Annotated in this window: 8 protein-coding genes; 2 read left to right on the top strand and 6 right to left on the bottom strand. The window is 64.9% G+C overall.

Annotated elements, in window-relative coordinates:
• Positions 1-103 precede the first annotated feature (103 nt).
• Positions 104-2,425, bottom strand: coding sequence for an FdhF/YdeP family oxidoreductase (locus tag BGK68_RS13545; protein WP_075257533.1), 2,322 nt, complete (start codon positions 2,423-2,425; stop codon positions 104-106).
• 167 nt (positions 2,426-2,592) lie between these two features.
• Entirely contained in the window at positions 2,593-3,978 is a 1,386-nt protein-coding gene (locus tag BGK68_RS13540; RefSeq protein ID WP_233149312.1) for a YihY/virulence factor BrkB family protein, read from the bottom strand.
• A gap of 301 nt (positions 3,979-4,279) precedes the next feature.
• Between BGK68_RS13540 and BGK68_RS13535 the strand changes: the two genes are divergently transcribed.
• Complete coding sequence (locus BGK68_RS13535) at positions 4,280-5,713, top strand: NAD-dependent succinate-semialdehyde dehydrogenase (protein WP_075257532.1); 1,434 nt, start codon at positions 4,280-4,282, stop codon at positions 5,711-5,713.
• Positions 5,714-5,826: 113 nt separating this feature from the next.
• On the opposite strand, the gene BGK68_RS13530 is transcribed toward BGK68_RS13535, so the two are convergent.
• From BGK68_RS13530 to BGK68_RS13520, 3 genes are all read right to left on the bottom strand, one after another.
• Positions 5,827-8,805: a DNA translocase FtsK gene (locus BGK68_RS13530; RefSeq protein ID WP_075257531.1), complete on the bottom strand. Its 2,979-nt coding sequence runs from the start codon at positions 8,803-8,805 to the stop codon at positions 5,827-5,829.
• Positions 8,806-8,969: 164 nt separating this feature from the next.
• The gene (locus BGK68_RS13525; protein ID WP_075257530.1) at positions 8,970-9,539 is read right to left on the bottom strand and encodes a DNA-3-methyladenine glycosylase I; all 570 of its coding nucleotides are present in this window, start codon (positions 9,537-9,539) and stop codon (positions 8,970-8,972) included.
• A 24-nt stretch (positions 9,540-9,563) separates the two neighbouring features.
• Positions 9,564-10,574 carry a serine/threonine protein kinase gene (locus tag BGK68_RS13520; RefSeq protein WP_075257529.1) on the bottom strand — a complete coding sequence of 337 codons (1,011 nt, stop codon included), beginning with the start codon at positions 10,572-10,574 and terminating at the stop codon, positions 9,564-9,566.
• A gap of 125 nt (positions 10,575-10,699) precedes the next feature.
• Here BGK68_RS13520 and BGK68_RS13515 point away from each other — a divergent pair, with 125 nt between their 5' ends.
• Complete coding sequence (locus BGK68_RS13515; protein WP_075257528.1) at positions 10,700-11,401, top strand: UPF0149 family protein; 702 nt, start codon at positions 10,700-10,702, stop codon at positions 11,399-11,401.
• A gap of 88 nt (positions 11,402-11,489) precedes the next feature.
• Here the strand turns inward: BGK68_RS13515 and orn are convergent, their stop codons facing one another.
• Positions 11,490-12,059: an oligoribonuclease gene (orn, locus tag BGK68_RS13510; protein WP_075257527.1), complete on the bottom strand. Its 570-nt coding sequence runs from the start codon at positions 12,057-12,059 to the stop codon at positions 11,490-11,492.
• Positions 12,060-12,195 lie beyond the last annotated feature (136 nt).

Here is a 12,195-nt window from a genome sequence, read left to right as displayed (position 1 = left end):
TTGGCCCCGCTTCGGCGGGGCTTTTTTCATCCTGGCCAATCGGTGAAGCAAGCGGTTTCGGAAAATGCGCCGCGCCCCTGCGTGGAAACTCTCCGGATAGGCCTCAAGACAGCGAGGGTTCACGCAACTCCGGGATCAAGCGGATCGGCACCGACTTGGCCGCCGGCACCTTGCTGCCGCGCGCATGGTGGAACAAGGGAATGAGCCGGTTCAGTTCGGGGAAGTAACCCATCACGCAGCCCACCGGGATATCGAAGGGCTCCACCCGCAGATGCGGGACACGGCGCTCTACGCCATCGTCGCTGACCGTTTCGGCACACACGAAGTCGCCCGCCGCCAGCCCGTGCTGTTGCAGGTCGCGCAGGTTCATCAACAACACGCGCCGCGTTCCCCAGACGCCACGGAAGCGGTCATCCAGGCTGTAGACGGTGGTGTTGAACTGGCTGTCGCCGCGCGTGGTCATCAGGCGCAGGACGTCGGGAGCGTCACCGGGCATGTCCGGATCAGGATCGAAGCCATCGGGCGTCATGAAATTGGCGCGGCCGTTCGGCGTCTTCCATTGTCGCTCGCGCGCCGCCAGGGGCCGGGCGAAGCCGCCTGGATGCCACATGCGTGCATTGAAGTCGCGGAAGATGTCGGGATAGGTAGCCTCAATGGCGTCGCGGATGCGGGCGTAATCGCCCACCCAGCCGTCCCAGTCCACCTGCGCATTGAAGGGCAAGAGCCGCTTGGCCAGCTCGGCCACGATGGCCGGTTCCGACAGCAGGTGCGGCGAAGCTGGCTCGGCCCGTCCGCGTGAGCCGTGCATGCAGCCGGTGCTGTCTTCCACCGAGACGGCCTGCTCGCCGCCGCGCTGGCGATCGATCTCGATGCGGCCCAGGCAAGGCAGCACATAGGAGGTCTGGCCGTGGATCACGCAGCTGCGGTTGAAGTGCGTCACCACCTGCACCGTCAGCGGCAGATTGCGCCAGGCTGGTTCCATCACGCCATGATCGGGAATGGCCCGCACGAAATTGCCGCCCAGCATGAAGAAGGCCGACAGCTCGCCATCACGGATCTTTTCGCAGGCCTCGACGGTATTGAGGCCCTTCTCCATCGGCGGCTCGAAATGATAGAGCCCGCGCAGCTTGTCATTGGGCACCAGCTCAGGCTTTTCGGTGATGCCCACGGTGCGCTGCCCCTGCACGTTGGAATGGCCGCGGATCGGGCAGATGCCCGCGCCCGGCTTGCCGATGTTGCCACGCATGAGCAGGAGGTTGGTCAGCATGTGGATGGTGCGCACGGCTTCACGATGCTGGGTCACGCCCATCCCATACATCAGCATGGCGCGCTCGGCCCCCGCATAGGTATCGGCGGCCAGCTCCAGCTCGGCGCGGGAGACGCCGGCATGGCGCTCGAGCTCGTCCCAGGGCGCCGCGCGCGCGGCCTCGGCGAACTGCTCGAAGCCGCTGGTGTGTTCTTCGATGAAGGCCAGGTCCAGCAGGCGCGGCGAGCCTTCCTGGCGGGCCTTGTCATCCCGTTCGAGAATGCGCTTGGCCATGCCGATGGCCGCTGCGCTATCGCCGCCGATCTTGATCTGCAGGTACTGGGTGCTGATGTCGGTGTGCGCCGGCGTGACCATTTCCTTGGGCGATTGCGGATTGACGAAGCGCTCCAGTCCACGCTCGCGCAGGGGATTGAAGGTGATCACCGGCACGCCGCGCTTGCGCACCTCTTCCAGCGGATGCAGCATGCGCGGCGCATTGGTGCCGGTGTTGTGGCCGAAGAAGAGGATGCAGTCAGTCTGCCCGAAATCGTCCAGCGTGACCGTGCCCACCGGCACGCCGATGGTCTGGGGCAGCGCCACGGAGGTGGATTCGTGGCACATGTTGGAACTGTCGGGCAGGTTGTTGGTGCCATACATGCGCGCCATGAGCTGGTAGAGGTAGGAGGTTTCCAGCGAGGCGCGGCCCGAGGCGTAGAACACCACCTTTTTCGGATCCATGGCGCGCAGCTGCGCGGCGATATCATCGAAGGCCTCGCTCCAGCTGACGGGCAGATAGCGGTCGCTGGCGGCGTCGTACTTCATCGGCTCGGTGACGCGGCCGCTGGACTCCAGTTCGAGGTCATTCCAGGACTCCATCTCGGTCACGGTGTGCTGCGCAAAGAAGGCGGGCGTGGCGCGCTTGCGGGTGATTTCCCACGCGGTGGCCTTGGTGCCGTTCTCGCAGAATTCGAAGAGATGCGGATCGGCCGGCTTGGCCCAGGAACAGCTGACACAGGCAAAGCCCTCGGGCTTGTTCTGATGCATCAGGATGCGTGTGCCGCTGGCGATGACGTGCTCCTGCTGCAAGATAGCCCCCAGCGCCTTGACCGAACCCCAGCCACCGGCGGCGTTGTTGTATTCGTCAAAGGTGGCGTCTTCGGGAATGTCCTTGGTTTTCATGTCGCATCTCCGTGCTGGCTGAATCATGGATGGGCAATTGGCGCGGCGCATTCTGGCGTGCGTCCGGGATGCTCATGGTGAATTCTTCCAGGGCGGATGGCTGTAGGCCGCTGGCGCATTTACGGGCACAGCGCGTCCTACACACTACACACACAGTGGCGTCAAGCTCAGCGCTGGCCCTCGCTGGCGCGCACCACCTGCTGGGCTTGCTGCACGCTGACGTGATGATCTTCCACCGTAGTGACCAGCTTCTGGCGCAAAGCGCGCGAACCGAAATTGTTGGCGTAGATCCAGGTGAATTCCGCGCCCAGCAGGAATATCTGCGCCGAATAATAGATCCACAGCAACAGCAGCGCGAACGACCCGGCTGCACCGAAACCGGAAGTCATCCCGGTGCTGCCGAGATACAGGCCGATCAGATACTTGCCGATGATGAACAGCACCGTCGTGGCCACCGCGCCGATCCAGACATCGCGCCAGGACAGGGTGACGCGCGGCATGAACTTGTAGATCATCGAAAATAACGTGGAAAACACCACGAAGGACAACACGAAGTTAAGCAGTTGCAACATCAGCTGCCAGCCCTCGAACCAGCCGCCCCACCAGCGCCCCAGTGCTGCCAGCGCAGCGCTGACCACCAGCGAGATGATCAGCAGAAAGCCCAGCCCCAGGATCAGGCCGAAGGACAGCAGACGGGTGCGCGCCAGCTGCCACACGCCACTCTTGCGCTTGACCGCAGGAATGCGCCAGATGCGGTCCAGCGCGCTCTGCAATTCAGAAAACACGGCAGTCGCACCAATGACCAAGGTCACCACTGAAATGCCGGCGGCGATCATGCCCTCGCGCGGCTGGCTAACCGACTTGAGCAAGCCCTGGATGGCGAAGGCGCCCTCGGTGCCGACGATATCGCGGATCTGGTTGACGATCTCGCCCTGGGCGGCGTCGTGGCCGAAGAGCATGCCCGCCACGGCGATGGCGATCACCAGCATGGGGGCGATGGAAAAGATGGTGTAGTAGGCGATGGCCGCTCCCATGCTGGGAGCGAAGTCATCCAGCCAGGCGTTGATGGCGGCCATCGTCAACTGCCAGGCCTGCTGGGGGCGCGAGCCCCCACTGATCATCTTGACCTCGGCAGCGGGGTCCAGATAGTCCGAAGGCGCAGGCTCCAGCCTCGCCTTGACGATGTCCATGCGCGCCGGGGCGTCGGGAGAAGACTCGGCGAGCTCCCTGGCCTTGGCCTGCTCAAGCTTGGCGCGCGCCGTACCACGACGCCAGGCGGCCACCAGCGGCAGCAGCAGCGTGACCAGCCGCAGCGCGCGCTCCAGCCCTGAATGCAGAGGCGGCTGGGCGGTCGTCTGTGTGGCAGGCCGCACCTGCGCGGGCGGCACAACTAAGCACGCCGACTTGCGCTGGCGGCGTTTGCGCCCCAGCCATATTCCTACCCCGGCGCTGAGCAAGGTACCGGCCACCAGGGCTGCTGCATCCTGGGGGGCTGTGCCCTTGGTAGAGGCGGTGGAAGAAAGGTCGCGGACGTCGTCGGAAGAGCTGCTCATGGAGGCCTCTGCTTGGCGCATTGTTATGGCGATGTGACCCGCGCTTGCGAATGATTGTTCCGCCTTTGCGTGGCCGCTTCAGCCTTGTAGGACGCCGCTGTCAGCGGCATGGCCAGCCGCCGGGAGCCGACGGAAAAGACGCGCCCATGGTATAAAGGACGTCTTTGGACGACATGCCGCCACGCATGAACCAGAGCGGTTTGCACCGGTCTGTCCTGCTACTCCCCCGCCGCCGCGCCCGCCTTGCCTGTCAGGACAAGGCCGCGCGGCCTCCCCGCAACCTGACCAACAAGGATCGCACATGTATAAGGACGTACAGCTTTTCATCAATGGCGAATGGACCGCCAGCGCCTCGGGCCGCACCATCGACGTGATCAACCCGGCCACCGAAGAAGTGATCGGCAAGATCGCCCATGCCGACCGTGCCGATCTGGACCGCGCATTGGAAGCGGCCAGCAAGGGTTTCGAGACCTGGCGCAAGATGTCGGCCTTCGAGCGCTCCAAGATCATGCGCCGCGCCGCTGACCTGCTGCGCGAGCGCGCAGATGAAGTGGCGCGCCTGATGACCATGGAACAAGGCAAGCCGCTGGCCGAAGCGAAGATGGAAACCCTGGGCGCGGCCGACACCATCGACTGGTTCGCCGAGGAAGCCCGCCGCACCTATGGCCGCCTGGTGCCGGCGCGCGTGCCGGGCGCCTACCAGATGGTGATCAAGGAGCCGGTCGGCCCGGTGGCGGCCTTCACCCCCTGGAACTTCCCGCTCAATCAGGTGGTGCGCAAGCTCTCCGCTGCGCTGGCGGCAGGCTGCTCCATCATCGTCAAGGCGCCGGAAGAAACCCCGGCCTCGCCCGCTGAACTGATCCGCGCCTATGCCGATGCAGGCGTGCCGGCGGGTGTGATCAACCTGGTCTATGGCGTGCCGGCCGAGATTTCGGAATACCTGATCCCGCATCCGGTGATCAAGAAGATTTCCTTCACCGGCTCCACCCCGGTGGGCAAGCAACTGGCCGCGCTGGCGGGCCAGCACATGAAGCGCGCCACCATGGAACTGGGCGGCCATGCACCGGCGATGGTGTTCGACGACGCCGATGTGGATGTCGCCGCCAAGATGCTGGCCACGGCCAAGTTCCGCAACGCCGGTCAGGTGTGCGTCTCGCCGACCCGCTTCCTGGTGCAGAAGGGTGTCTTCAATGCCTTCGTCGACAAGTTCGTCACCTATGCCGAACAGCTGAAGGTGGGCAATGGCCTGGAAGCCGGTATCACCATGGGTCCGGTGGCCAACAAGCGCCGTATCCCGGCGCTGGAAGCGCTCATCGACGACGCCGTCTCGCAGGGCGCGCAACTGCGCACCGGTGGCAAGCGCATTGGTAACAAGGGTTACTTCTTCCAGCCCACCGTGCTGACCAATCTGCCGCTGCAGGCCCGCGCGATGAATGAAGAGCCCTTCGGCCCGCTGGCGCTGATCAATTCCTTCGAGACCCTGGATGAAGTGATCACCGAAGCCAACCGCCTGCCCTACGGCCTGGCCGCCTACGCCTTCGCCAAGTCGGCGCAGACCAAGCACGCCCTGGCCGCACGCGTGGAAAGCGGCATGCTGACCATCAACCACCTGGGCCTGGCGCTGCCGGAACTGCCCTTCGGCGGCATCAAGGACAGCGGCTATGGTTCCGAAGGCGGCACCGAGGCCATTGAGGCCTACATCAACACCAAGCTGGTGACTCAGCTGGATGTGTGATGACATAAGTTGATGGGCTGATCGCCCTGCGCGATCAAAAAAAATCGGCGGGCCTGCAAGGGTCCGCCGATTTTTATTTCACCGCCCGTTCGGACTGAGTAGGTAGATTCAGCCTATTCTTCAACACCACCCGAGGGCGGCACCAGGATATCGCGGCTGCCATTGCGCGACATGGCCGAGAGCACGCCTGCGGTTTCCATCTGCTCCACCAGCCGCGCAGCGCGGTTGTAGCCGATGCGCAATTGCCGCTGTACCGACGAGATCGAGGCCCGCCGCGTCTTGAGCACGAAGGCCACGGCTTCGTCGTAGAGCGGGTCGGCTTCCGGATCGCCGCCCTCGCCGTTGGCAAACATGTCGGCCTGGGCCGTGTCTTCGGAGATGGGCGGCGCCAGGATTTCTTCGATATAGCGCGGTTCGCCGAAGGACTTCAGGTATTCCACCACGCGGTGCACTTCCTCGTCGGAGACAAAGGCACCGTGCACCCGCTGCGGGTAGCCCGAGCCGGGCGGCAGGAACAGCATGTCGCCATGGCCCAGCAGCGATTCCGCGCCCATCTGGTCCAGCACCGTGCGCGAATCGATCTTGGAGGAAACCTGGAAAGCCACGCGGGTCGGGATGTTGGCCTTGATCAGGCCGGTGATCACATCCACCGAAGGGCGCTGCGTCGCCAGGATCAGGTGGATGCCGGCTGCACGCGCCTTCTGCGCCAGGCGGGCGATGAGCTCTTCGACCTTCTTGCCGACCACCATCATCAGGTCGGCCAGTTCGTCGATGACGATGACGATGGTGGGCAGCTTCTCCAGCGGTTCCGGCGCGTCCGGGGTCAGGCTGAAGGGATTGGGAATCTTTTCGCCACGGGCGGCGGCTTCGTCCAGCTTCTGGTTGTAGCCCGCCAGGTTGCGCACGCCCAGCTTGGACATCTTCTTGTAGCGGCGCTCCATCTCGTCCACCGCCCAATTCAGCGCATGGGCGGCCTCCCGCATGTCGGTCACCACCGGCGCCAGCAGGTGTGGAATGCCCTCGTAGATGGACAGTTCCAGCATCTTGGGGTCGATCATGATCAGGCGCACTTCCTCGGGCGTGGCCTTGTAGAGCAGCGAGAGGATCATGGCGTTGATGGCCACCGACTTGCCCGAGCCGGTGGTGCCGGCCACCAGCATGTGCGGTGCGCGCGCCAGGTCGGTCACCACGGGCGTGCCGGTGATGTCCTTGCCCATGGCAATGGTGAGATGGGAAGCCGACTTGCGATACGCCGGCGAATGCACGATCTCGGAGAGCTTGATCATCTGCCGACGCGCATTGGGCAACTCCAGGCCCATGCAGGTTTTGCCCGGGATGGTCTCGACTACGCGGATGGAGGTCAGGCCCAGCGCCCGCGAGAGGTCCTTCATCAGGTTCACCACCTGGGCCCCGCGCACCCCCTGGGCCGGTTCGACCTCGAAGCGGGTGATCACCGGACCGGCCTCGGCGCCCAGCACCGTCACCGGCACCTTGAATTCCTTGAGACGCTGCTCGATCAGGCGGCCGGTTTCCTGCAATTGCTCAGCATCGACCTCGATGCGCGACTCTGGGACTTCATCGAGCAGCTCCAGCGAAGGCAGCGGAATCTCCACGCGCGGCTCATCCACATAGTCGGGATAGGCCATGGAGACCGGCGCTGGCTCGGGTGCGGTGGGCGCATCCGGCATGCGCACCATGAAACCCGGCTCTGCAGCCACGGGCTCGACCGGCGCTGACGGTTCGGGATCGGGCAGCATGTCGAACCACGGCGCCTGGAATGTCTGCTGCGCCCCCGCAGCGGGGGTGAGCGGAGCAAAGGGAGTGAGGGGCTCCTGCAGGTCTGCGGGCGCTGGCGGCACTGATGGCTTGATGGGCTCGGCGGGAACTGCGGGGACAGTTGCCTCCCATGGCAGCGTCGGCGCGGGCGCCTCCATCTGCGGGGGCAGGCTTGCAGACGAGAGAGCCGGCGCCGCCGGCTCGGTCGGCAACGATGGCGGGGGCACCATGGCCGTCGCCGCCAGGGGCGGCATGGCGGGCTGGGCCGCTGGGGGAGCGCTGCTCTCTTGCAAGGAGCGCATCAAGCGGGTGGGAATGACATCGGCGCGCTCAGCGGGGCTGGGCGCGGCGGTGCTGGCTGGCGCGGGGCGGCCTACGCTGCTGATGCGCATGCCGCGCGTTGCCGGAGCAGGCGCAGGGCTGGCCGCAGGCACTCCGCCGGGCTGCACGGGACGGGCGATCGAAGGCGGAATCGGCCGGGGTGCGGCGGCCGCAGGCGGGACCGCGCGCGCCAGGCTCACATCAGCGGCTGCGCTGGCGGCCTGGATGGCGCGGCTGGCGGCGGCGCGGGCCAGCATGGCTTCGGTCGGACGCAAGGTTTCGAAGGCGGCCCATTCGGATTCCGGACGCGGCTTGGCGGGCTGCGCACCGGGCTTCAAGGCCGGCCATTTGCCGCGCTGGCTGCCATTGCCGGTCAGGGCCGACAGCGGCACCTGCCAATCCTCGCGCGGCGCGCTGTCCGGCGTGCGCTCTGCGGCGGGTGACAAGCGCGCCGGGCGTGGACGCGGCTCGAAGGGCGAGGCTGGCGCGCGCGCCGCGGGACGGGCCACCGGGCGGGCCGGTGCACGGCGCTCGGCGCCCGTCGGAAAACTGGAGCGCAGGCTGCTCATGCGCACGCGCTCGCTTTCGATGCTGCCGCGACGGGGCGGCCCCAGATCCAGTTCGGGATGATGGTCTTCGCGATCTTCACTGCGGGCGCGACCGAACAAGGCGCTCAGCAGCCATTTCAGGCCCAGCGCCAGCAAGACCAGCATCACGGCCACGGCCAGGCCACGGCTGATGCGTGCTCCCAGGGCGTCCAGCAGTGCGCCTCCCATCAGGGCAGCGCCCGGACCGCCGTCACCGCTGCCCAGTTGCGCGCGGATGAGCGCTTCGATCGCCCCGCTGGCGACCAGCAGCAAGAGGCTGCCGCACCACAGACGGATCGCACCGCGGCCCCCGAAGACCGACTTGCGGCCGAGCGCGCGCGCTACCGTGCGCAGCAGCAGCGGCAGCAGCCAGAGGACCGACCAGCCAAACCATTTGACGAAAATCATGCTACTCCCGACTTCACCGGCCTGGCATGTCGCCAGCCGGCCTTGTGTATCCTTTTACGACGGCGTCGGCACGACGCCACAGCCTGGCAGTGTAAACCAATCCACTCCATTGCCAGGGTTCAACAAGCCACCCTTTGGTACAGGCCCGCTTCAGCATCCCTCATTCAGCGTCCATGGCAATGGCAATCCCGGACATGGTCATTGATCACCCCCACGCCCTGCAGATACGCATAGATGATGGTGGAACCGACGAACTTGAAGCCACGCCGCGCCAGATCCTTGGAAATGGCGTCCGACAGCGGCGTCTTGGCCGGACACTCGGCCAGGCTGGACCAGCGGTTGACGATGGGCTGACCATCGACATGCGCCCACAGATAGGCATCCAGCCCGCCGATCTCTTCGCACAGCTTGAGATAGGCACGTGCATTGCCAATGGTGGCGGCGACCTTCAGGCGGTTGCGCACGATGCCCGGATCGGCCAGCAGTTGCGCCACCTTGCGCTCGTCATAGCCGGCGATCTTCTCGGCGTCCCAGCCGTCAAAGGCGGCGCGGTAGGTCTCGCGCTTGTTGAGCACGGTCTCCCAGGAAAGACCGGCCTGCGCCCCTTCCAGGTTGAGCATCTCGAAGAGCCGGGTCTCGTCGTGACAGGGCACGCCCCATTCGTGGTCGTGATAGTCGATGTAGCGTGGATTGGCAAGATTGACCCAGCCACAGCGGGTAAGCGTTTGCGTCATGTGTTCTCTTCTTCGATGAAGGGCTCAGACCGGCCACAGCGGCGCTTCGTCCATCAGCGCGATCTGTTCGCGCAGTTCCAGGATGCGGTCTTGCCAGTAACGTTGGGTATTGAACCAGGGAAAGGCGGCCGGGAAGGCCGGATCGTCCCAGCGCCGCGCCAGCCAGGCCGAATAGTGGATCAGCCGCAGGGTGCGCAGGGCTTCGATCAGGTAGAGCTCGCGCGGTTCGAACTCGCAGAAGCTTTCATAGCCGGCCAGCAGGTCGGCCAGTTGCCCGACCATCTCGCAGCGCTCGCCCGAGAGCAGCATCCACAGGTCTTGCACGGCCGGGCCGCTGCGGCTGTCGTCGAAATCGACGAAATGCGGGCCGGCATCGGTCCACAATACATTGCCGACGTGGCAATCGCCATGCAGGCGCAGGGTGCGGATGTGGCCGGCGCGCTCGTAGCAGCGCTGCACTCCGGCCAGCGCCTGCTCGACCGTGGTGCGCCAGGCGGTGGCCACATCCATGGGAATGAAGTCATGCGCCAGCAGCCAGTCGCGCGGCTCTTCGCCGAAACTGGCCAGATCCAGCGCGGGACGATGGACAAAGGGCTGGCGCAGGCCGACCGCATGGATGCGGCCAATGAAGCGGCCCAGGCGCTCCAGCGTATCGGCGGCGTCCAGCTCCGGCGCGCGACCGCCATGGCGGCGGAATACCGCGAAGCGAAAACCCGCATGACAATGCAGGGTGTGGCCGTTTTCCAGCGTCATCGCCGGCACGACCGGCACCTCATCATCCGCCAACTCCTGCGAAAAGGCGTGTTCTTCGAGGATCTGCTCATCCGTCCAGCGTAAGGGGCGATAGAACTTGGCCACCAGCGGCGGCCCCTCTTCCATGCCGACCTGGTAGACGCGGTTCTCATAGCTGTTGAGCGCCAGCAGCCGGCCATCGCCGTACAGGCCCTGGGCCGCGAGGGCGTCCAGCACGGTATCGGGCGAGAGGGTGGCGAAGGACGTGGCGTCGGGCTGGTCGGGGGCGGCGGATGGATTCATCCGTCTATTGTACTGTCCGGCAAGCCAAGGCCGCACGACAATCCCCCCTGTACCGCCAACAATGCTCGCGCCCCCGGCCCAATGCCTTTAAACTCCTGCCTTTAGCATCAGTCATTGGAACCATCATGCATCTCGACCAGCCCCTTTCCGACGCCGAATTCGACGAACTCGACGATTTTCTTCTCTCCGATCGCTGCGCCGACGATGTGATGACCATGGACACCCTGCACGGCTACCTGACGGCCCTGGCCATCGGTCCGCAGGAAGTGCTGATGGCCGAATGGCTGCCACGCGTCTGGGGCAGCCGTCCGGAAGACACGCCCAAGTTCAAGAATGGCAAGGAAGCTGAACGTATCACCAGCCTGATTGCGCGCAGCATGAACGAAATCGCCATCACCTTCGAGGTCGCGCCCAAGGAATATGAACCGCTCTTCTGCGAGCGCGAGCATGAAGGCAAACCCTTGCTGGACGCCGAGGCCTGGGCCTGGGGCTTCTGGGAAGGCATCCAGCTGCGCGCCGAGCAGTGGGATGAAATCTTCCACTCCAACCTGGCGCCGCTGATGCGGCCGATCTACCTGCTCGGTTCGGAAGAGCTGGAAGAGGAAGAGACCAAGCTCATCGACGATCCCATCAAGACCCACAAGCTGGCCATCGAGATCGAGGCGGCCATTCCGCATATCCACCGTTACTGGGCGCCCAAGCGCAAGTCGGCGGTGGAACAGGTGCAGCGCGACGCACCCAAGACCGGTCGCAACGACCCCTGCCCTTGCGGCAGCGGCAAGAAGTACAAGAAGTGCTGCGGGGCCGATTCCGATACGGAAGAGTGATTTTCCTTGCTGCAACGAAAAGGCGCGCCATTGCATTCAACGGGCGCGCCTTTTGGTTTGCGTCACGTCACCGCACGCTACTGCAGACTCACTCCTTGATGAAGTGCTCGCGGTAGTACTTCAGTTCTTCGATCGATTCGAGGATGTCGGCCAGGGCGGTGTGCATCTGGCGCTTCTTGAAACCGGTGGCGATTTCGGGCTTCCAGCGCTTGCACAGTTCCTTGAGGGTGGACACATCCAGGTTGCGATAGTGGAAGAATTCTTCCAGCTTGGGCATGCCGCGCACCATGAAGCGGCGATCCTGGCAAATGGAATTGCCGCACATGGGCGACTTGCCGGCCGGGACGTATTGCTTCAGGAATTCGATGATCTGCTTTTCGGCATCGGCTTCGGTGACGGTCGAGGCCTTGACGCGGTCGATCAGGCCGGAGCGGCCGTGGGTGCCCTTGTTCCAGGCGTCCATGCCGTCCAGCAGCTCGTCGGACTGATGGATGGCCAGCACCGGGCCTTCGCCCAGCACGTTGAGTTCGGCATCGGTAACCACCACGGCGACTTCGATGATGCGGTCCTTGTCGGGATCCAGGCCGGTCATTTCCATGTCCACCCAGATCAGGTTCATTTCATTGGGGCGGACAGGCGCGACGGGGGCTTGTGACATAATTCTTCCTTATTGACGTAATGGGGATGGCTCCCCTCTACTGCTTGGTTCCATTGCTGGGTGCGCTCGCCCGGCACTGGCCGGGCGGCGTGGCTGGCGATTGCCGCCACGCACTTTCGCCATTTTCGCACAGGGT

This window comes from Herbaspirillum camelliae (assembly GCF_001929405.1).
Taxonomy (GTDB): Bacteria; Pseudomonadota; Gammaproteobacteria; order Burkholderiales; family Burkholderiaceae_D; genus Herbaspirillum; species Herbaspirillum seropedicae.
Note: the sequence above shows the minus strand (reverse complement) of the source record. Positions and strands in the feature narration are given on the sequence as shown.

Coding starts and splice junctions, on each gene's coding strand:
- BGK68_RS13515 (WP_075257528.1), top strand. CDS start 10,700: ATGCATCTCGACCAGCCCCTTTCCGACGCCGAATTCGACGAACTCGAC.
- BGK68_RS13545 (WP_075257533.1), bottom strand. CDS start 2,425: ATGAAAACCAAGGACATTCCCGAAGACGCCACCTTTGACGAATACAAC.
- BGK68_RS13540 (WP_233149312.1), bottom strand. CDS start 3,978: ATGAGCAGCTCTTCCGACGACGTCCGCGACCTTTCTTCCACCGCCTCT.
- BGK68_RS13530 (WP_075257531.1), bottom strand. CDS start 8,805: ATGATTTTCGTCAAATGGTTTGGCTGGTCGGTCCTCTGGCTGCTGCCG.
- BGK68_RS13535 (WP_075257532.1), top strand. CDS start 4,280: ATGTATAAGGACGTACAGCTTTTCATCAATGGCGAATGGACCGCCAGC.
- orn (WP_075257527.1), bottom strand. CDS start 12,059: ATGTCACAAGCCCCCGTCGCGCCTGTCCGCCCCAATGAAATGAACCTG.
- BGK68_RS13525 (WP_075257530.1), bottom strand. CDS start 9,539: ATGACGCAAACGCTTACCCGCTGTGGCTGGGTCAATCTTGCCAATCCA.
- BGK68_RS13520 (WP_075257529.1), bottom strand. CDS start 10,574: ATGAATCCATCCGCCGCCCCCGACCAGCCCGACGCCACGTCCTTCGCC.